The organism is Anaerovirgula multivorans (genome assembly GCF_900188145.1).
Lineage (GTDB): Bacteria > Bacillota > Clostridia > Peptostreptococcales > Natronincolaceae > Anaerovirgula > Anaerovirgula multivorans.
In genome coordinates, this window is the sequence record NZ_FZOJ01000004.1 from 45,687 (window position 1) to 67,588 (window position 21,902).

At 34.6% G+C, this 21,902-nt stretch carries 20 protein-coding genes and 2 riboswitches; of the genes, 1 reads left to right on the forward strand and 19 read right to left on the reverse strand.

Going from position 1 to position 21,902, the window contains the following annotated elements; genetic code table 11:
• Nucleotides 1-15: 15 nt before the first annotated feature.
• The 18 genes from CHB72_RS05345 to CHB72_RS05425 all read right to left on the reverse strand — a co-directional run bounded on the left by CHB72_RS05345 (nt 16) and on the right by CHB72_RS05425 (nt 19,385).
• On the reverse strand, nt 16-1,707 hold the full coding sequence (locus CHB72_RS05345; RefSeq protein WP_089281842.1) for a methyl-accepting chemotaxis protein: 1,692 nt from the start codon (nt 1,705-1,707) through the stop codon (nt 16-18).
• Nucleotides 1,708-2,010: 303 nt separating this feature from the next.
• The gene (locus CHB72_RS05350) at nt 2,011-4,260 is read right to left on the reverse strand and encodes a complex I subunit 5 family protein (protein WP_089281843.1); all 2,250 of its coding nucleotides are present in this window, start codon (nt 4,258-4,260) and stop codon (nt 2,011-2,013) included.
• Nucleotides 4,261-4,299: 39 nt separating this feature from the next.
• Entirely contained in the window at nt 4,300-5,958 is a 1,659-nt protein-coding gene (locus CHB72_RS05355) for a complex I subunit 5 family protein (protein ID WP_089281844.1), read from the reverse strand.
• 82 nt (nt 5,959-6,040) lie between these two features.
• A complete protein-coding gene (locus tag CHB72_RS05360; RefSeq protein ID WP_176431216.1) occupies nt 6,041-7,042 on the reverse strand; it encodes a Cache 3/Cache 2 fusion domain-containing protein in 1,002 nt (333 codons plus the stop codon).
• A gap of 36 nt (nt 7,043-7,078) precedes the next feature.
• Nucleotides 7,079-8,572, reverse strand: a complete 1,494-nt coding sequence (locus tag CHB72_RS05365) for a complex I subunit 5 family protein (RefSeq protein WP_089281846.1) — start codon at nt 8,570-8,572, stop codon at nt 7,079-7,081.
• On the reverse strand, nt 8,565-8,945 hold the full coding sequence (locus CHB72_RS05370; RefSeq protein WP_089281847.1) for a cation:proton antiporter subunit C: 381 nt from the start codon (nt 8,943-8,945) through the stop codon (nt 8,565-8,567). The genes CHB72_RS05365 and CHB72_RS05370 overlap by 8 nt, the downstream gene beginning before the upstream one ends.
• Nucleotides 8,946-8,947: 2 nt before the next feature.
• On the reverse strand, nt 8,948-9,370 hold the full coding sequence (locus CHB72_RS05375; protein WP_089281848.1) for an MnhB domain-containing protein: 423 nt from the start codon (nt 9,368-9,370) through the stop codon (nt 8,948-8,950).
• A gap of 1 nt (nt 9,371) precedes the next feature.
• Complete coding sequence (gene mbhE, locus CHB72_RS05380; RefSeq protein ID WP_089281849.1) at nt 9,372-9,674, reverse strand: hydrogen gas-evolving membrane-bound hydrogenase subunit E; 303 nt, start codon at nt 9,672-9,674, stop codon at nt 9,372-9,374.
• Complete coding sequence (locus tag CHB72_RS05385) at nt 9,674-9,910, reverse strand: hydrogenase subunit MbhD domain-containing protein (RefSeq protein ID WP_089281850.1); 237 nt, start codon at nt 9,908-9,910, stop codon at nt 9,674-9,676. The genes mbhE and CHB72_RS05385 overlap by 1 nt, the downstream gene beginning before the upstream one ends.
• A 7-nt stretch (nt 9,911-9,917) precedes the next feature.
• The gene (gene mnhG, locus CHB72_RS05390; protein WP_242975044.1) at nt 9,918-10,241 is read right to left on the reverse strand and encodes a monovalent cation/H(+) antiporter subunit G; all 324 of its coding nucleotides are present in this window, start codon (nt 10,239-10,241) and stop codon (nt 9,918-9,920) included.
• Between the two features lie 13 nt (nt 10,242-10,254).
• On the reverse strand, nt 10,255-10,521 hold the full coding sequence (locus tag CHB72_RS05395; protein ID WP_089281851.1) for a monovalent cation/H+ antiporter complex subunit F: 267 nt from the start codon (nt 10,519-10,521) through the stop codon (nt 10,255-10,257).
• Nucleotides 10,518-11,027: a Na+/H+ antiporter subunit E gene (locus tag CHB72_RS05400; RefSeq protein WP_089281852.1), complete on the reverse strand. Its 510-nt coding sequence runs from the start codon at nt 11,025-11,027 to the stop codon at nt 10,518-10,520. Before CHB72_RS05400 ends, CHB72_RS05395 begins: the two co-directional genes overlap by 4 nt.
• Nucleotides 11,028-11,438: 411 nt before the next feature.
• The gene (locus CHB72_RS05405; protein ID WP_089281853.1) at nt 11,439-11,702 is read right to left on the reverse strand and encodes a TM1266 family iron-only hydrogenase system putative regulator; all 264 of its coding nucleotides are present in this window, start codon (nt 11,700-11,702) and stop codon (nt 11,439-11,441) included.
• A 271-nt stretch (nt 11,703-11,973) separates the two neighbouring features.
• Complete coding sequence (locus CHB72_RS05410) at nt 11,974-13,713, reverse strand: NADH-dependent [FeFe] hydrogenase, group A6 (RefSeq protein ID WP_089281854.1); 1,740 nt, start codon at nt 13,711-13,713, stop codon at nt 11,974-11,976.
• A 268-nt stretch (nt 13,714-13,981) separates the two neighbouring features.
• Nucleotides 13,982-16,654: a formate dehydrogenase subunit alpha gene (gene fdhF / locus CHB72_RS05415; protein WP_089281855.1), complete on the reverse strand. Its 2,673-nt coding sequence runs from the start codon at nt 16,652-16,654 to the stop codon at nt 13,982-13,984.
• A 930-nt stretch (nt 16,655-17,584) separates the two neighbouring features.
• On the reverse strand, nt 17,585-18,034 hold the full coding sequence (locus CHB72_RS05420) for a CBS domain-containing protein (RefSeq protein WP_089281856.1): 450 nt from the start codon (nt 18,032-18,034) through the stop codon (nt 17,585-17,587).
• A gap of 76 nt (nt 18,035-18,110) precedes the next feature.
• Entirely contained in the window at nt 18,111-18,245 is a 135-nt protein-coding gene (locus tag CHB72_RS27695) for a hypothetical protein (RefSeq protein ID WP_278277812.1), read from the reverse strand.
• 12 nt (nt 18,246-18,257) lie between these two features.
• The gene (locus CHB72_RS05425; protein ID WP_089281857.1) at nt 18,258-19,385 is read right to left on the reverse strand and encodes an aminotransferase class I/II-fold pyridoxal phosphate-dependent enzyme; all 1,128 of its coding nucleotides are present in this window, start codon (nt 19,383-19,385) and stop codon (nt 18,258-18,260) included.
• A 151-nt stretch (nt 19,386-19,536) separates the two neighbouring features.
• Nucleotides 19,537-19,602: riboswitch (Fluoride riboswitch) on the forward strand.
• A gap of 77 nt (nt 19,603-19,679) precedes the next feature.
• Here CHB72_RS05425 and CHB72_RS05430 point away from each other — a divergent pair.
• The gene (locus tag CHB72_RS05430) at nt 19,680-20,867 is read left to right on the forward strand and encodes a cation:proton antiporter domain-containing protein (RefSeq protein WP_089281858.1); all 1,188 of its coding nucleotides are present in this window, start codon (nt 19,680-19,682) and stop codon (nt 20,865-20,867) included.
• A 119-nt stretch (nt 20,868-20,986) separates the two neighbouring features.
• Here the strand turns inward: CHB72_RS05430 and CHB72_RS05435 are convergent, their stop codons facing one another.
• On the reverse strand, nt 20,987-21,568 hold the full coding sequence (locus CHB72_RS05435) for a xanthine phosphoribosyltransferase (RefSeq protein ID WP_089281859.1): 582 nt from the start codon (nt 21,566-21,568) through the stop codon (nt 20,987-20,989).
• A gap of 209 nt (nt 21,569-21,777) precedes the next feature.
• Nucleotides 21,778-21,879, reverse strand: a riboswitch (purine riboswitch).
• Between the last annotated feature and the right edge of the window lie 23 nt (nt 21,880-21,902).

The following is a 21,902-nucleotide window of genomic DNA, read 5'->3' on the forward strand; positions in this document are numbered from 1 at the left end:
GATGATACTTTCTTCTTAAAGATTAAATTTTTCAATAATTTTTTCTAGATTTTCTGCTAGTAGCGTTAATCCTTGACTTGAAGAAGCAACCTCTTCAACAGAAGCTGTTTGCTCTTCTGTTGAAGCCGATACATTATCAATCTCTGCTGATACATTCTGTGATATGTTTTCTATAGCCTTAGCAGATTTCACAACTTCCTCACTATTTTCTGCTACATGATTTATCGTAGTAGTGATGGCTTGAATTTGGTTATTTACACTTCCAATTAGCTCTGATATTTCTAAGAAAGTGGTTTCTGCTACAACGACCACCTCTGTTCCTTCTTTTACATTCGCTGCACTCTTATTCATAAGATTATTAGCATTTTGTATATTTATATGATTTTCTGTTATCAAGCTACTTATTTGTTTTACAGCCTCCTGTGATCCTTCAGCAAGCTTTCTGACCTCTTCAGCTACCACAGCAAAACCTCTGCCATGGTCTCCTGCTCTAGCAGCTTCAATAGAAGCATTTAGTGCCAATAAATTTGTCTGTTCTGCTATATTATCAATCACTTGTATAATACTATTCATTTTATTTGAACTATCAGTAATATCTAATAAGGAACGTTGAACCGCTTTAGTACCTTTAGATATATTATCCATTTGTAGACTTGCAGTTTGAATTTTTTCTTTACCTATATTGGACTTTATAAACACTTCTTTACTCATAGCTTCAATCGTTTTTGTATTATCTGACACCTCTTCTATACTGACATTAATTTCGTCAATAGATGAAGCTGTTTTTTGGATTTCATTCATTTGATTTTTTATACTACCTGCTACGCCCCCTGCTGATAAAGCAATTTGCTGTGATACAGCTGCCGATTCCTCAGAAATAGCGGCTAATTCCTCTGAGGATGCAACAACCTGTTGTGAGATAGCTTTTACTTGATGAACAATATCCCTTAAGCTGTCAATGACTGCTTGAAAAGACTTTGCAAGCAATCCTATTTCATCCTTTCGATTGACAGTTTCATTGGATGCATCTCTACTAATATCTAGATATGCCACTTTTTCTGCCAATCGTGTAATATTATTAATTGGTTTAGCAATCGAACGCCCTATTACAGCCGCTGCTGCAATAGCTATTAAAAGAGCAATAATAAGAACTAATAAGAAACCTTTAATAAATCTGTTAACGATTCCCTCTTCAAAGGCTTTAGGTGCTCCTATAAAGACCATACCAATCGTATTACCATTTTTTTCTTTTATTGGCCGATATACTGTCTGATAACGCGCCCCTAAGACATCAGCTTCTCCGATAAATTCTTCTCCTTTGTCAATTACTGCTTCTATTACGTTAGTAGCAGCCTGAGTACCTACAGCTCTTTCTCCATCAATTTCGATATTTGTTGCGATTCTTGTGTCCCCCAAAAACATAGTAACGGTATATCCTGTCATTTCTCCTATCTTATCTACTAACATTGTATTATCATTGATCCTGGTTCCTCCTTTGTAAAGGCTGCCATTTTCAACGGTCCATTGTCCTGGATACATTAAGTTAATAATCTCAAAAGAAGAATTTAAATCTGACATGACCTTTTCCGTAACAACTGCAGAAATAGAACTTTTTACATCTCGAATAACCATTACCCCTAAAACCGTCCCAAATAGTAACAGTAATATCGATATGTAGAGAATTAGCTTTGTTCCTATTTTTTTCATTAGTGGTCTCCTTTCATATGTTATTTAAATAGTTTAGGTAGAACTTGAATTTATGGCTACCTCAAATCTTTACATCTTACTACAAAATAGTAACATAGAAAATAAGATTTTTTTAACTTTATAGACAAAATGCAAATATATTCGGTCAATTTAACTTTTTTTTAGGTATTTTTTTACATGTTTTACTTATTATATCATTTTCGTAATGTCATGGATCCTTTTGTGTACATATTGATAATAAAAATGCAGGAAAACTTTTTGATGTTTTCCTGCATTTTGTGATTGGTTTATATTTTATTAATTTTATTTAAAAATCAGTAGCATGCCTAAGATGCTGGTTAAAATAACAACATAGATAACAACATCACTTTTTATCATAGAGGATTCATAGCGATTGGTAATCAAATTCAGGGTATAAACGCATCTTCCTATCAATCCTTCGCTTCTTTCAAGTCTTGTCTCATACTCTTCCGTCAGATAGTTGATGGCTGAACTCACATCCTCCACCAATCGTTCTCCTTTAGAAACCTGACTTTCATATCCCTCTGTAATAGCATTTATTGCAGAATTTACTCCATCTACTAAACCTTCACCCTTTTCTAACACTCTTTCCTGACCTTTATTTAATCTATTACAGATAAAGCTTGCAACTTTAAATATTGGATAAAACAAAATATAATCAAACCTCAGCCAATGTGGGAAATGCAAATGGAATAAGTGAAATTTCATTCCAGCTACAAAGATTACTGCACCCATTATATACACTGGTATCATTCCTAAAATATCATGGGAATTAAAGTAATTCATATGTCCTAAATACTTATCAATAAAATGAGGGTCATAGGTAATGTTACGGGCTGCTGGAATAAGGAAATAGTTTAAAATATAGTCTGGTCTAAGGCCTACTGCAATAATTAAGACGGCCATACCTAACATTGCTATATCCATCATTCTATAACCACTTTTTATATTCTTATACTCCTCGGGACATTTTCCTAAAAATGTAAAGCTAATTAACTTAATAAAGGAGCAAACTGTACCAGCGCTAATGATGACAAATAGCCTCTCTGCATACCAAAAAGAGGGATGTCCGTATTCGTAAGCCTCTATAATAGCATGATGGAGCATTGATTTACTGGCAAAGCCGTTAAATAATGGAGTACCAGTAATCCCTAATGCCGCTATCAGTGCTACCAAGGCTGTAAAGGGCATCTTCCTCCAAAAACCTCCCATTTTATACATATCCAAGTCATGGGTTTGCAAATAGATCGCCCCTGCCACCATAAATAATAAAGACTTAAATAGGGCATGATTAATCATATGGAAAACGCCGCCAGTGAAGCCCATCGCTCCCTTATGTCCTAGATAAATACCTACACCAATACCCATAATTACATAGCCCATCTGGCTTACGCTATGGTAGGCAAGCATTTTCTTCATATTCCCCTGCTGCAGCGCCATAAATACACCAATTCCCATTGTTACTATACCCATCCAGATGATAACTGCTCCTAAGTTTTTTGAGGAGTACCATAGTATATCTTTATAGTTCTCTATTTCATGAACTGCTGGAAAGAAAAAGCTTGTAGCGGTTCTCAGCATACCATAACCACCAATTTTTATCATGATCCCTGATAACAGAGCACTAGCAGGTGTTGGAGCAACGGGATGTGCCTTAGGTAGCCAAAGATGTAGTGGTATCATTCCTGCTTTCACACCAAATCCCACCATAAATAATGCAATGACTACATATCTTGTATTTCCCATACTTACTAGTTCAGAAATCATTGGAGTAAATTCTAATGTATTGGTGTGCATATATAATAGGATCATTCCTAGTAGAATACATAGTCCTCCGAATACTCCCATATAAATATAGCTGTTACCCGCTTCTATAGCATCTTCAGTTTCGCAGTGAACTACCAGCATATAGGAGCTAAAAGTCATAATTTCGAAAAATAAAAACATGGTAAAAACATCACCAGACATAACTGTACCTAATATTGCACCATAGGTAATGGCTACACATAGAAAAAATCTATTTCTATGATTTTCTACCGCCATATAATGGGGTGCATAAATCATCGTCATTAACCATAAGATGGAGGTAAGTGCAGCCATAATAAAGCTTAACATATCAACTTTCAACAATAATCCATAGCCCATCATTCTAGGTAAGTTTAAAACAATTTTCTCACTAGCTACTACTGGATACATAGACAGCACCATTAGTAGCGTTATAAAAGTAAAGTCAACCGTTAAAGCATCTCTAAGATTTTCATGTTTTTTCCCACAAACAACTGATATAAAACCACCTATTATAGGTATGAATACGATTAATAGAGGATAGTAAGTTTTGCTAGCAACAAATTGCCTAATAGTTTCGTGAAGGTAAGGAGCCTTTCCCCCACCCGTTAAGCTTACAAAGAATACAAAGGCAGCTATTGTTAGCAAAAAAATAATTAAGTTGTTAATAAACAGCGGCGTTGAAGGTTTGTATCCTAAAGAGGTATCATGATGGTGTAGAACCTTAACGCTTTCAGTATTCTTCATAATAAATCTCCTCCATAATTTAATTAGCTTCAGTTGTTATTAAAGGAAAGTTGTAATACCGTGTTCTATAAACTTCATAACCCATTGGGGGAAAAATCCTAGTAGAATACAGCCAGACCCAATGAGTACCATTGGTATTAACATGTTTGCGGGTAATTGATCCATTACCAGAACATTTTCTCTATCAGGAGCTTTCTTCAAAAAAGCAGTAATAATAATAGGTAGATAATATACGGCATTTAAAAAGCTACTAACTAAAATCATAAAAACAAATATTGGGTTTCCTGCCTCCAAGGCTGCAATACTTAGATACCACTTACTCATAAAACCATTTAATCCTGGGATACCAATCATAGACATTGCTCCAATGGTGAAAATCCCCATGGTGATAGGCATCTGGTATCCGATCCCTTGAAATTCTCTTACATCTCTCTTATGAGTTTGTAAAATAATAGCTCCTGCACTTAAGAACAAAGCTGATTTCATTAAGGCATGGGTTATAATGTGGAACATGGCGGCAGCAAAGCCCTTATCATTCATTAAACCAATTCCTAAAATCATATATCCAACCTGTGCCACGCTAGAATAGGCTAATATCTTCTTAATATCCTTTTGCCCTATTGCAAATATAGAGCCCATTATCATACCTACAATTGCTAGAGGAGGTAGTATATTATTTAAACTAATACTTCTGATAACATCAAGCCCTACTACTTTAAAAAGAAACTTCATTAGAGAAAATATATAAACCTTAATAACCATTCCTGATAGTATTGCACTAGCTGGAGTCGGAGCACTTGAATGGGCATCTGGAAGCCAAAAGTGCATTGGAAACACAGCTGCTTTTATGGAAAATCCAATTAAGATGGCAGTGATGGCAAAGGTAATAACCGTTGGATTGTTAGCATATTGTACCTGTAGTGGCGCCATAATCTCTCCAAGAATAAAGGTATTGGTATATACATAAAGTGAACTAATGCCTAGGAGTATACTTAAACCACCCACTATTCCCATATAAATATATCTATTTCCTGCCTTCAAAGCATCGCTTGATTGATTGTGGGCAACTAAAAAATAACAACTAAGATACATAACCTCAAAGAACAAAAACATAGTTAGTAAGTCGTTAGCCATCATTGCTCCCATTACGCCACCAAAGGTAACAAGGAACCAAAAATAGAAACGACTTCGACTGTTTTCTTCTAAAATCATGTAATGATGTCCATAAACCATCACCATTAACCATAAAAGTGATGCCGCTAGTACCATTAGCAGGCTTAGTTGATCTACCCTTAAGTTTACTCCAAAGGCTAAAATACTTGGTAACGTAATGTTAATTGGATTTCTTAATGCTTGTGGAAACATTGTTAATGTCAATATAAATACAGCAAAAATAATATTGATAATAAACATATCCCTGTAGCTTTCTGATTTTGCTCCTATCAAAACACTAAGTGGTGCAGCCGCAAAAATTAAAACAATAATCATAGTGGGGGCATATCTAAAATTGGCAACCGATTCTAAAATTTTAATTCCCACTTCTGTCGTCATAATTGCATAGCCCCCTGTTATAAAGGCTATAGCAAATAATATAAAAATACTGTTAATATAAAATACATCTAACCCCTTGTTAATTTGTTGACTATTATGGTCAACTCCATTTTGATGGTTTTGTGAAACTCCTTCATAGTTCCCCATCCTAACCCTCCTCGTTTATGTCGATAAAATGTAAAATTCTTTACCCTTTTTTTCTTAATAAGTCCATCATATCAAATTTTTCTTAGTTTTTCCTGTCTATTTTATTAACTTTTTGGCTTGCAATTATTGCCATGGCAAGAACACATATAACCAATCCTATGGTAATTATAAAATTGATTATCCCTTGAGCATTTGATTTAATATCATGAATGTCTACTAAAGCTACAACATACCAATCCCATGGCTCAAAATATTGAAATTTAGCTAGCATCGTATTACTCTTTAATTGAAACTCCATAGAACCGTTTTTTCTATCAAATATGTCCTGAACGTATTCATATCTGGCTATATTTTCTCCCTGCTTCGTTGGATGATACAATAGCGTGCCAGTAGAATCCATTATATAAAGCTTTCCAACTTTCCCAATCTTTACGTTTCCTAAAATACTTTCTAACTTTTCATCTATTTCAGGTACACCAATACGAAGTATTCCTACTACATTGTCATCGACATCTATCAAAGGTTTATAGGCTGTAATATACCAACGATTTACCGCCCAAGCTCTTGAGTAATAAGGCTGTTTGTTGACCACTGACTGATATACTGTAGAATTTTCATCAATAATTGTTCCTACTGCTCTGTCACCATTTTCATGTCGAACATTCGTGCTTATCCGAACGAACTCGGTGTCATTTAATACAAATACTGTAGAAGTGCCTCCAAAAAAATCTTCCAGCTCATCGACAAATGTGGTATCCTCGATTAAATTTAGGTCCCCTGCATATAGGGCTGGTACAGTATATTCCCCTACTTGAGCTAAGTTGCTTTTATCAATCCTAACATCCCCGTACTCTTCCTGTAAAAGCTTAATAGAAATATTTAAGTCATTCTTAATTTGTTCTTGAATCAAGTCTTGTCGCATGTCCACTAGAGTATATACTGATTGGAGGGCAAATTGAATCTTTTCTTCCTCCTGCTCCAATGCTGCCTCTTGCGATTTATTAATAGCTATAAAGCCTAATATACCTGTTGTGATAACAATTAAAATGATATAGGTAGTAACTATTTTTGTCCTTAACTTCATACACATCCCCCTTATTTCATAACACTAACCTCTAGTCTAGTAAAATGTTAAAAAAGTTGGAGCCACTCTTTCTATTACATTCATCACCAATTGTGGGAAAATCCCCATAATCACGGAGCCAGCTGCAATCATTACCATGGGAATAATCATAGACTTAGGCAATCGATCCATCATCATAATATTTTTTCTTTCCTTACCTTCCTTTAAGAAGGCTGCAATAACAATCGGTAGATAATAAATAGCATTTAAGAAACTGCTTGCCAAAATCACAAATAGAAACAGTGGTTTATTTGCCTCTAAGGCTGCAAAGCTTAGGTATATTTTGCTCATAAACCCATTGATACCTGGTATTCCTATCATACCCAGAACAGATATGGTGAAAACACCCATAGTGATTGGCATTTCATAACCTATGCCATCTAACTCTCTAATATCACGTTTCCCTGTGTTGTATATAATAGAACCAGCACTTAAAAACAGTCCTGTCTTCATTAATGCATGAGAAATAATATGAAATAATGCCGCAGAAAAGCCTTGAACCGTTGCTAAACCTAATCCTAAAAAAATGTATCCTATTTGAGCAACACTAGAATATGCCAATAATCGTTTAATATCTTTTTGCCCCATTGCAAATATGGAACCCATAATCATACTTAATGCCGCGAAGTAGGTCAAATAAGTGGGTACATCTAAGGCAATGACGATAGATTGACCAATTACTCGAAATAAAATTTTGGCTACACAGAAAATATACACCTTTACCACTAGACCTGACAATAATGCACTCGAAGGTGTAGGAGCCGTTGAATGGGCATCTGGCAACCAAATGTGTAATGGAAATAAGGCTGCTTTAATACTCAATCCAGTAATCATAAATCCTAATGAGACTAAGATATTAATAGGATAAGCCTGCCATACTCCAGCAATGGTTTTACTTACTTCTCCCATGTTTAGGTGTCCCGTTACCATATATAGCAATGCGATTCCTAATAACACAGATAAGGATCCTATCGTATTTAACATTAAGTATCTAAAGGAAGCAAGATAATTTTCTTTTTTCCTTTTAATAGAAATAATACCACAGGATGTAAGTGATAAAATTTCCATAAATACGTACATATTAAATAAGTCATTAGTATAAGTAATACCTACCATGGAAAATAGTAAAATATATACTAAGGTATAGTAACTGCCAAACTGTTGGGCTGGTATTTCATGTTCCATGTCCTTTATTGAATAGATGACAATCAAGGTAGCGATTGTTAAAATTGTAAAAGTCATAATTGCTGAAAATTCATCGATTAAAAATTGCACACCTATTATTTCAGTCCAATTTCCAAAGTTATATAGATATGCACCGTTGTTTAAGGTATTTATCAAGGTTCCTAGAGAAAACAGCCATGCAACCATTAATGCTCCTATAACGAAGGTCTTCATCATATGATCAAAGTTTTTTCTCATTATAGGAATAGATACTGCAGTACCTAATAGCAAAAGTATGATAAAAACAGGAAAATGTACACTACTCATTTGTCTGCCCACTCCTTAATTCCATAATTTCGTCCATATCCAAGGTGCCATAAGCTTCATAAAGCCTAATAATTAGACTCAATGAATAGGCCGTTATACTTACTGCAACAACAATTCCAGTAAGTATTAAGGCCGAAGGCAAGGGATTAACATATATAGCATGGTTGCTTCCAGCTTCTACAATAGGTGCTCGCCCTTCTGTCACATATCCTACCGAAACAAAAAACAAAAAAATAGACGTTTCCATAATATTAATACCTATAACCTTCTTCAGTAAATTTGAATGGGTCAAAACCGTATAAAGACCTATTACAAACAAAATAGCCGAAGCCACATAATTGATGTGCTCTATTATTGATCTTAATATGCTCATAATTAGTCCTCCTCAATAATAGTATGAAATAGGGTAACCATGGTACTAGCAACCTTTATACCAATTCCTAATGTTACTAGGGGAATCAACCCAGCATTAAAAAGCATAGATAAATTTCCCATATAGAAACCAGCAGCCTTGTTTGATAAAAAATTGCCTCCCATAATAATTCCAACCAGTCCTATCGCCATAAACCAAAGTATAGCACCTGATTCCACCATCACTGAAACTTTATGTGGCATTTTTTTTGCTGCATCTTTATAACCATAAGCTAAAGTATATAAAATGAGACTAGCTCCTAAAATAGCTCCCCCTGAAAAACCCCCTCCAGGAGATATATGTCCGTGCATGATAACAAAAATTCCGTATACTTGTATAAAAGGGATAATTGTTCTGGTAATGATCTTTACAATTAAATCATCCATTTTACTCTTCCACCTTCTTTTTATTAGAATCATCATGAAAAGCCCTCAATACTGAAACTGCTGCTGCTATAGCAGTGAAAAGTACAACCGTTTCACCCATTGTATCAAATCCTCGGTAATCCGTAATAATAGAAGCTATCACATTAGGAGCATTTGTATCTTCAATAGCATGATCAAGATAGTATTGGGTTGTTTCATTATAAGAAGGATTTTCTATACTTCCCAGCACAGGCATTTCTAGGATGCTTGACAATAGTAAAATTAGCAATCCCGATAAAACAACAATAGCTAATATCTTCTTCACTACTCCATCCTCCTTGTTCTACTGATAACACCTACAAATAATATGGTTGTTACCCCCGCTCCAATGGCTGCTTCTGTAAGTGCAATATCTGGCGCCCTTAAAAACAACCAAAGTACTGCCATTACTAAACTATAGGCAGCAAAGATAATAACCGCCCCTAACAAATCCTTTGTTCGCTCAACTGCAATAGCACAAACAATTAAAAACACGACTAAAATTATATTTAATAATTGCATCTATCCTTCACCCCTTCTCTACAGAAGAATGTTCCTTCTTATTAGCATTTTGTTTATTATATTCTGCCTTAGCGATAATATGGGCAGCTGTTGGATTTGTTAACCAAATGAATATAATAATTAGTAACAACTTAACACTGATAATGTGCAAGCCTCGATTAACCATTAAAGCCAATAGGGCTAAGCCTGCCCCTAACGTATCGCATTTTGTTGTGGCATGCATTCTCGTAAATACATCCGGCATACGAACCAAACCTACTGTACCTACTAGAAAAAAGAATGCACTACACAAAAGCAATAAGATCATCATAACACTCTGAATGTATTGCAATTTATTTCACTCCTTAAAAAAGTTTACCTTTTTCAATGTATTTTGAAACACATACGGTGGCGATAAAGCCCATCATGGCATAAATTAATGCAACATCTATAAAAGCCTCCTGTTCTGTAACAACTGCCAATAAAGCAATCAGGACTGCTACCTTTGTGGAAATTACATTAATAGCCACTACCCGATCTGCAGCTGTTGGACCATCATATGCTTTATATAAACTAAAAAAAGCCAAAATGGCTAAAAAAATTGCCACAGCTTGCAATGCTATTATACTCATTTTGCCTCTCCCTCCAATTTACAAACATATTGTTCAATAATTGAATTAACCATACCCTCAGCTGCACTATCAGTTAATGCGTGTATGATAAACTCATCTTCCTTCACATCCACCGTCAAAGTGCCTGGAGTTAAGGTTACAGAGTTGGCATAAATCACCTTGTTAACATCATTTTTAAGCATCATTGGTACCCGAATAAATGCTGGTTGTATTGGCATAGCTGGCTTTAAAACAATTAATGCAACATCAATATTCGCCTTTACAATCTCTACAAGTAAGTGTCCTATAAAGATGATAAAGATTTTAAGTTTTTTCAGGGAATACAAAGGCATTTCCTTTTCTACAAAGGCAATATCATGCGAATAAAGCACTACCAAGGAACTGACGATAGCCCCCACCAAAATCGCTTCAATCGTCAATTTAGGTGACAGTATCAGCCAGAATAATAATAATAGGGTAAATAAACAAATATTTTTTTTGTTGAACCACGACTTTTTCATTTCCATTCTTTACACCTCTAATCAATCATACTATAAAAAATAAATGTCATCACAAAAATGCTTCATAAACATAGCTTGTCTTAGCTTAATATAGCATGAAAAGCTTGATATTGCAACAAAGCCTTTTGTTTTATATTTTAAAAAGCTCGATGAAACTTTGTTAAAAATTTCATAATATGCATAGCTACTAGTATCTATAGCTTCCTATCTTTTTTGTAACTTCTATATTTTTCATAAAATTCCACATATTTTTCAGTTTGCCATGGTTTTTTAATTACCTATATTCTTCAGTTTAGTAAAACCTGACATCATATGAATCTGCTTAGATAGCTATATGTGAAGCTATTGATGAAATACACCTTTTATTTCCTATGGTATGTCAATAATTTTAAAATCTAATAGTAAGCCATTTAGATATTATTCCTCATATTCTTTTGTAGTCAAGGCACTTTTTACCGTTACACCCTCTAATCTTCCAAGCTTTCCTGTTAAAGCCCCTATTTCATCAGTAGTTCCTTCTACAATCAATGATATAACGGATATGCTTCTTTTTTTATAAGGTATTCCCATCCTTCCAACGATAATGGAGGAATGCTGTCCAATATAAAGATTTACCTTATCTGCAATTATATCTGGAGAATCAATTACAATCCCGATGACACCAATTCGCTTATTTTTCATTTGTACCCACTCCTTAGAAATATTATATAGTATATTTATTATACATTATATACAGATTGGTGAATATGTGGAAATATAATTAAGAAAGGTTGTTTAAAAATAGAAGAAATTTTAAGGTTGAGATGCTTTTGTGGGGCGTAGAAAAATGAAAAAACATCCTAAATTTGGAATATTTATCCAACTATAAGATGTTTTTCATGTTTCTATGAGAAAGAGGCTGCCTTTTTCTATAATTTTTAAAATTATTTTCAGACAGCACCTCTTAAGGATTTTATACTGTAGTCTCAGCAGTTTTTTTACTTCTATCTACATAATGAGTATGCAATAAATGATGCGCCTTATGACTTCCCGGTTCTCCTAGATAATCTTTATAGATTTTTTGTACTTCAGTGTTTTCATGGGATCTTCTTACTGGGTTGCCAGCATCACTTGCATAAATACCTTCCATACGCTGTAGTTTTACTGCTTGATTATCTGGGATTGGGGCACCACCACCACCGATGCACCCAGTAGGACAACCCATAACTTCGATAAAGTGATAATCAGCTTCCCCCGCTGCTACTTTATCCATTAATTTCTTAGCATTACTTGTTCCACTGGCAATAGCTACTTTCACCTTCATACCAGCTACCTCTAACTCCGCTTCTTTAACTCCCTCTAATCCTCTTACAACTTGATAGTCTATTGCATCCATTTCACCTTCTGTTAAAATCCATGTTACTGTTCTTAAAGCCGCCTCCATAACTCCACCAGTTGTAGCAAAAATTCTAGCAGCTCCTGTACCTTCTCCCATTAGTTTATCAAAAGCTTGATCTTCTAATTGAGGTAGATGGATACCTTCAAGCTTGAATAACTTAGCTAATTCTCTTGTGGTTAATACTACATCTACATCCTGAATACCACCATGACCCATTTCTGGTCGGTTGGCTTCAAATTTCTTTGCTGTACATGGCATAATGGATAAGTGGAATATATCCTTTGGATCTAGTCCTGCTGTTTCTGGATAATAGGACTTTGCTAATGCACCAAACATCTGTTGAGGTGATTTACATGAGGACACATTATCCAATAGTTGTGGATAGTTATGCTCTATATATTTAATCCAGCCTGGTGAACAAGAGGTAAGCAGTGGTAAATTTTTACCTTCTTTCACTCTATTTAAAAATTCTGTTCCTTCCTCCATAATGGTTAAGTCTGCTGAAAAATCTGTATCAAATACTTTATCAACACCTATTTTTCTCAAAGCAGTAGGCAGCTTAAAGGTTACATCTGTACCAGGTGCTAATCCAAATTCTTCACCCATAGTGTTTTTAATGGCTGGAGCCATTTGAACAACTACGTGCTTGGTAGGATCTCTTAATACTGCCATTACCTTATGGATTTCATTTTTCTCTGTCAGTGCTCCAACTGGACAAACCTTAACGCACTGTCCACAGTTGATACAATCTGTTTCTGCAATAGGTGCATCCTCTTTTGTTGTGGCATAGGAGCCATTTTCCGTTTCTACCTTTTTATAAATACCGATTCCCTGTACGTCTTCACATACTCTGATACATCTTTCACAACCGATACATTTATCCATATCTCTTGTTAAGGCAAAGCTGGATACGTCTAATCCTCTACCAGGAATGTTTCTTTCCTTTGGGTGTACGTTATAGTAGTAAGCAGCATTTTGCAGTTCACAGTCGCCACCTACACGATCACAGGTTAAACAGTCATTTGGATGTCTTACAAGTATTTCATTTAATACTTCTTTTCTTGAAGCTATTACTTCTTCAGTATCTGTATTGATTACCATCCCTGCTTTAATTTCGGTTTCACAGGACTTTACTAGTTCTGTTTCCCCTGCCACTTCCACAACACATAGATTACAAACGCCACCTGGCTTTAAATCAGGGTGATAGCAAAGAGTAGGTATATTAATACCAACTTCTCTACATACTTCTAATATAGTTTTCCCTTCCATAACTGTCAGGGATTTATTATTAATCACTACATTAATTCCAGACATTATTGGTCCTCCTTTTCAAAATTAATACAAACCAAGCTTTTATCCTAAATACTTACTTTGCCACCTTTTTATGATGTAGATGAAAAAAAACAAGATTCTTACATTATATTTCAGATAATTTGAAGAGTGTATTTTCATAATTCATGTTATTGTTTTAACTATTTTCAATACACACAGTATATATTTAGAAAGATTACGTTATTCTTTTAACTAGATTAAGCATGTATAGGAAAGAGACTAAGCTTTTTAGCCCCTCCTCCTATTGTTATTAAGCTAGTTTTTCAACCTTAACACCGGTTACCTTTAATCCAGGAATTTTGCAATACTTATCTAACACTTCACCGTTAGTCAGGACGTTTGCACCTTCTGTCCAGTGAAATGGTATAAATACTACATTTTCATCCACGATATCAGTAACAATAGCCTTTGTTGTTATACTTCCTCTACGGGAAGTAACCTTAACCATGTCCCCATCTTGGATACCCTTAGCAGTTGCCAGTTTGCTATTCATTTCGATATAATGACCAGGAGCCATTTGATTAATACCATCAGTTTTTGCTGTCATGGTAGTAGTATGATATTGATATAAAACACGTCCCGTTGTCATTACTAATGGATATTCATCACTGGATAATTCTGGAGATTCTTCAAACTCAACAGGCACAAATAATCCAGCGCCTCTTGCAGGTTTACCAACATGTAAGAACTTGGTTCCTGGATGATCTTCAGTTGGACACGGCCATTGAATGCCTTCCTTTTCTATTCTATTATAAGTAATTCCAGCATATTGTGGAGTTACTGTTCTTATTTCATTAAAGATGTCCTCTGCACTGCTGTAGTTTGCCTCATAGCCTAATCTATTCATAAGCTCGGTGAATATTTCCCAATCTGCTTTGGCTTCTCCTGGAGGATTAATAGCCTTTCTTACCCTTTGAATTCTTCTTTCGGTATTAGCAAAGGTTCCATCCTTTTCTGCAAAAGCAGCTGCTGGGAATACAACATCAGCCAACTCAGCTGTTTCAGTTAAGAATAAATCCTGTACCACTAAGAAAGTTTTCTCTAATGCCTTTTTAACATGAGCTGTATCTGGATCTGATACCATTGGGTTTTCACCAAATACATATAATACCTTGACATCTCCATGCTCAGCTCCATGTACAGCATCAGGAATAGTTAAACCTGGCTTGTCGGATAGTTTAACTCCCCATGCCTTTTCAAACTTGGCTACGATATCTGGATTCGTTACCGATTGATAGCCTGTAAATACGTTTGGTAGAGCTCCCATATCGCAGGCACCCTGTACATTATTTTGTCCCCTTAATGGGTTAACTCCTGAACTCTCTCTACCTAAGTTTCCAGTTACCAACGCAAGGTTGGATAAACTCATTACAGATTCAGTCCCATTGTGATGCTGGGTAATACCCATACAGTATAATATGCTAGCTTTTACTGTTGAAGCGTAAAGTCTAGACGCCTCACGAATAGTCTCTGCATCAACTCCACAAATTTCTGCAGCATACTCAGGTGTGTATTTCTTTACAACTTCTTGTAGCTTATCAAAGCCTTCTGTATTGTTAGCAATGTATTCTTTAGCTTCTAAGCTTTCTTCAAGAATAACATGAATCATAGCATTAGATAATGCAATACTTGTACCCGGCTTAATTTTTAGATAAACATCAGCATCCTTAGCTAATGGAATTTCTCGAGGATCTGCTACAATTAACTTTGCACCCTTCTTAAGTGCCTGTCTAACTTGAGCACCTATTACTGGATGGTTTTCAGTTGTATTAGATCCTGTTATAAAGATAACTTCTGCATCTTTAATCTCTGCAATACTGTTTGTCATGGCACCACTTCCTAATGTAGTTGCAAGACCTGCAACTGTGGAACTATGTCAGAGGCGTGCACAGTGGTCAACGTTATTCGTACCAATAACTGCTCTCATTAATTTGGTCATTAAATAGTTTTCTTCATTCAATGCTCTTGCAGATGAGAAGGCAGCAATTGCATCTGGTCCATATTGATTCTTAGTTTCTTTTATCTTATTAGCCACAACTTCAAAGGCCTCTTCCCAAGTAGCCTCTTGTAGTTTTCCATTTTTTCTTACTAATGGGGTTTTTAATCTATCTGGGTGATTAACAAAGTTATAGGCAAATTTACCCTTGACACAAAGTAACCCTTGATTAGATGGTCCCATAGCTGGCTGAACCTCTACAACCTTGTTGTCTTTAACCAATAAATCCATTTGACATCCCACACCACAATAAGAACAGGTGGTTGTAACTGCCTTTGTTTCCCAATATCTGAACTTTTCTTTAGCTTTTGGCATTAAAGCTCCAACTGGACACACGGATACACAATTTCCACAAGATACACATTCAGATTCTGCTAATGGCATGCCAAATGGAGGAGAAACTTTGGTGGATGCTCCTCTTTCTACCATAGAAATCGCATTTGTATTTTGAAGTTCATTACATACCCTAACACACTTTCCACAGGAAATACACTTGTCTGCTTCACTGTAATAGAATGGATTGCTTTCATCTATTGGATAACTGCTAGTTGGCGCTGTATAAGCGGGTTCTTTAACCTCATACTTATAGCATAGAGCTTGAAGCTGGCACATTCCTGATTTACCGCAGGTTAAACAGTCCATCGGATGCTTGGACAGTAGCAACTGTAATATTTCCTTTCTGGCTTCCACAACAGATGAGCTTTCTGTCCAAATGCTCATTCCTTCTTCTGCTGGAGTTGTACAGGCTGTTGGTAATTTGATGCTGCCTTCAACCTCAACAGTACAAATCCTACAGGCACCATCTGGCTTTAATCTTGGGTCATTACAGAAAGTTGGAATCTCGACGCCTATTTTACTAGCTGCCTGCAAAATAGTTGTACCTTTTTCTACTTGGACGGGACGTCCATTGATCTTAAGGTTAATCATCTTTTCAACATCCTTTCTTATTAAATTAAATAAAGAAAAAAGTTTAATATTAAATTCTTTGAGTGTTAATTATCTATATATACTATAACATCTCAAAGAACTTTACGCTTGTTAAAGTAAACATTTTATAATATTAATAATTTTACAAAATAAAATTGATTTTGTAAAATTCAGTTTTTTGCGATTGAAAAAATTAGCATATTGGAAATGTTTCAAGGATTGTTTATTGATAAGAGTTTTTGCTAAATTTGTAGAATAGAATTTTTATACCTACCTTGATTCGTATTCTATAACTATAGGTATAAGGCATAAATTTTTTGTAAATAATTATAATAAGAAAACATGAAAACGATTTCCTTAACGGTATTTATATTAGTAGAACCTTTCAAGGTAATTTTGCAAGGTAATTTGGCAAATTATAAGTATTCATTTTCTATTATTTTACATCTTTGATATAACTTTGTCAAACAATTCGTTATGAAATAATCAATATTGTTTAATTTTCATTTTTTTATAATATCCTTAATTATTCGTGAAGCATTCCTTGTTTTTTCAACATTCTAACCAAAACATTGTCTATGTTTTATATAAACCTGTTAATTTTAAAACATTAATCATTATGTACTAATTTAGTAGTATTTCGTCATTAATTCATTTGTAAAAAAGTTTCTAATTTATTTTTTGCATATTTACCCATATATCCTACTTATATATAATCACTTCGTTTTAAATTTAACAATGTTTTCCATTATTTACAACTAAAAAAGCTCCCGCCATTACTCTGCAGAAGCTTCTTTAGCAGATATATTTATCTAGATCTTTCTTTTAGGGTATACACCTCTACCTCTAATCACTAGCATGGGTAGGACTTTTGAATCAGGTGAAGCAAATTCTCCATCTGCCCCGATGTTTCAACTTTCTAAAAGGAGTTCACTTACTTGCATATGCTTTAATAATATCTCTTCTACTAATAACTCCAACTAGTTCATCTTCCTTCACTACAGGAATTCTGTTAACCTTTTTTTCCGTCATCAAGGTTGCTACTGTCTCAATAGTTTCTTCTTCATTAACAACAATTACTTCTGCAGTCATCACCTCTTCAACTTTATAACCAGCCATTTTTCTAATCTGGGTTTCAAGGTTTTTGGGGTTTTCTAAAAAGATATAACTGTCTAGCAGAGTAAAATAGGCAGGCAGATGAAGATTTTTACTTCTATAGATCAAATCCCCTTCTGTAATGATTCCCACTACTCTATTTTCTTCGTCAACAACTGGTAAACCACTTACATTGTGATCTAATAAAAGTTTAATTACATCCTCCACCGTATCTTCTTTTCTCACTGTAATTACTTCTCTTGTCATAATGTCCTTCGCCAACATAAAATCACCGCCTTCAATTTAAATTCTATATCTATTAAAATACCCATAATGTCGAATTTCTATCATATTAATAACTTTACCCAATCATCTCGTTTCTAATTAGATTATGCTGAGTATCATTAACAAATCTTGTTATTTTGTTATTTATATTCATGGTTGACAAAAATAATATAATTAGCATCCCCATCATGATCTTTTCGTGTTTTTTCATTTAATCCGTCCTTTACAATTCCGCCTCCAATTTTGTTACATATTCTTCTAATTCCTTGAGAATATCTTTGAAATTTTCCCTGCCTAAGCCTACTCTTATATGATTCTCTGAATAATCAAAGACATTAGCTGGCAAAATCATAATATTTTTTTCCTTCACAACTTTATCACAAAATTCAGCTGCTTTTATTTTGTCATTTAGCTTAGGAAATGCAATAGATCCTGCTTGTGGTTCAACCCATGTAAATAGCTTACTATGTTTTTGAAAAAATTCCTTGACTGCTTCTATGTTGGACTGAATTCTTTCTCTATTCTTTTGCAAAATCCTCGCTTTCTGCCTTAACGCCATGATCCCTAATACTTCACTGGGAGCACTGCCACATATAGTAGTGTAATCCTTTAATGTGGCTAATTTCTTCATAACGTCTTGGTCTTGTGTAATAAGCCATCCCAGTCTTAGACCAGGGAGACTAAAGGTTTTAGAAAGACCAAAGAGAGAAATTCCTTTTTTATAAATGTCTCCAACAGAAGGCAGTCGACTTTCCTCCTGATGCTCTAATAGCCAATACATTTCATCAGAAAATACATATAAATCATGCTCCTCAGCAATTTTGATTATTTCATCAAACACCTCTCTGTTAGGCAAATATCCCGTTGGATTGTGGGGAAAATTTATAATAATCATCTTTGTATTCTTCTGAATATTACTTTTCAAGAAATTCGTATCTAAATGCCATTGATTGTCCTTCAATTCTACTTTCCAATTGGTCACAGAACAGCCTAAAGATTTAGAAATCTCTGATAAGGACTGATAAATAGGATCAACAACGATTACATGATCTCCCTCTTCTAAAATGGCATGCATCGCTATAAATATTCCTTCCTCAGGAACAATTGTTATCACATCGTCAACCACGATATGATCATAAAGCTTAGTTATTTCCTCTCTTAAGGCAGGATGTCCCTTTGATTCTGTATATCCTAGTTTCAAATTATTCCATAGGCTTAAGCTTTCTTCGTCAGCTTTTTTAACCAATTCCTCCATTGTTAAACTTTCACAATCAGAAGGGCTAAGTAAATATTTAGCAGTAAATTCATGAATAGCAAAATATCTTTCTAGCTTAAATGGACTCATTTTCATTATCAATTCCCCCTATATAAATATCTATCTCTATATTTTAAGTATAATATAATAATACAAATAAAAAAAGAATTAAGATGAAAGCTATTGTTAGTTCCAATAATAATATTGTATTCTTTAGAATTTTATGATATATTGATATATAGTATACTTAATGAAAGGTGATGGAGTTCACCACTAACCATTGCTTACGGCAATTAATGACTCCTACTTAAATTTTTAATTTAGGTAGGAGTTTTTGTTTTTGTTTTCATGGGAAAAATATTATCTATAACACGAATGGAGGAACATTGTATGGCTTTAAGTCTTGCTGGAATTATTCTTTTGGGATTGCTCTTCAATCAAGCATTTGAAAAAATTAGACTACCTGGATTATTGGGTATGCTTCTTTTAGGAATTGCAATGGGTCCCTATGGTTTTAATCTAATAAGCAAAGAAATCTTAACGATTTCATCAGATCTTAGAAAAATTGCTTTAATTATTATTTTATTAAGGGCTGGTTTAGGACTTAATAAAGATACCTTAAATAAGGTTGGCATTCCTGCTATTAAAATGAGTTGTGTTCCTGGAATATTCGAGGGATTAACCATTATGTTTGTTGCAACCCACCTATTAAATATTTCAATAATTGAAGCTGGTATTCTTGGTTTCATTATAGCAGCAGTTTCTCCAGCTGTTATTGTTCCAAGCATGTTGGACTTAATGGAGAGAAAGGTTGGAGAAGATAAGGGAATTCCTACACTAATTTTAGCAGGTGCCTCTGTAGACGACGTTTTTGCTATTACCCTATTCACTGCATTTTTGGGTTTGTATGGTGGTAGTGATGTGAATCTGCTTAGACAGGTTGTAAATATTCCCATCTCTATTGTTCTAGGAATAGGCTTAGGGGTCATGGTTGGATTTCTCATGGTATTTCTTTTCAAAAACTATCATATGCGAGATACTAAAAAGGTGCTCATTATCTTAGGTTCTGCTATTGCCCTTAACAGTATTGAAGAGTTCTTAGAAGGATTTATCCCTATTGCCAGTTTATTAGGTGTTATGACTATTGGTTTTATCCTCCTAGAAAATTATCCATCAGTTGCTAAACGTGTAAGTAATAAATTCAATAAGATATGGGTATTTGCTCAACTACTATTATTCGTCTTGGTAGGGGCAGAAGTAAATATTAACGTAGCCATTGATTCAGGTTTCATAGGCTTAATCATTATTACAATTGGATTAATTGCCAGAAGTATTGGAGTATTGGTTTCAGTAGCAGGAACAGATCTAAACAAAAAAGAAAAGTTGTTCTGTGTGATATCCTATGTACCTAAAGCCACTGTTCAAGCTGCTATTGGAGCCGTTCCCCTAGCAATGGGAGTAGCCTCTGGTGAAATCATTTTAGCAATAGCAGTATTATCTATCCTGGTTACAGCTCCTTTAGGGGTCATCGGTATTCGAGCCACCAGTGATAAGTGGTTAACAGTGTCAGAAAAATAGCTATCTAAAAATAGAACTATTAAGTGTTTAAAAAACCTAATAGTTCTATCTTGAAATTGTTTTTAGTAATATGTTCATGTAGCATGTCAAAGGGACGGGGTTGTTGACACCAGATTAATTTAATCTCTGTAATCTCTGAAGACAATTTTGTTATCCTCCATTGTCTCTATTATAGCTAAAGATTGAATATTGATATGATCGGCTCTAAGTATTTTCCCACCCTCTTGAAAGCCTTTTTCAATGACAACTCCTGCCCCCACTAAATTTGCTTCAGCAGCATCGACAATTTCTTTTAAACCTAAGATTGCTTGTCCATTGGCTAAAAAATCATCAATGATTAGGATATTTTCCCCCTTTGCAATATACTTTTTAGAAACTCTTATTTTATATTGTTTTTCCTTCGTATAGGAGTAAACATTCCCTTCAAAGGTTTCTTCATCTAAATTCTTTGATTCTGTCTTTTTTGCAAATACAACGGGCACATGAAAATATTGTGCCGTTATAGCAGCAATAGCAATCCCAGAAACTTCTGCCGTTAGTATTTTCGTTATGTTTTCCTCTGCAAATCTTCTTTTAAATTCCTTACCAACTTCATTTAGTAAATCAATATCCAGTTGATGATTCAAAAAATTATCTACTTTTAATATATTGCCTTCCTTTACTGTTCCCTTTTCTATAATCTTTCTTTTTAACAGCTCCATTTTATTCCTCCTCAACAGGTATGCATCAATGCCGATAGATCGTCTTTCCTTTATTCAAAAAATAGAAAACCCGTAAACGTATCTACGGGTTTGTAAAAGATTTATCTAAGATACCCTTTGGTCCAATAAATTCTTTGAGCCATCTATAGTCAATAATAAATAATAGACAAAGTAATTATTGCTTTGTCTATAAAAAGTGACATGAATCAGTATCAAAACAAATCTCCCGTAGTCAGACCATTTGTGGTAGTCTGGTAGAAACTTATGGACCATATCTCCAAAATTATACGAAAATTTATTAATTTTTTAAGAAAGTATAGTTTATTTTAGCCTA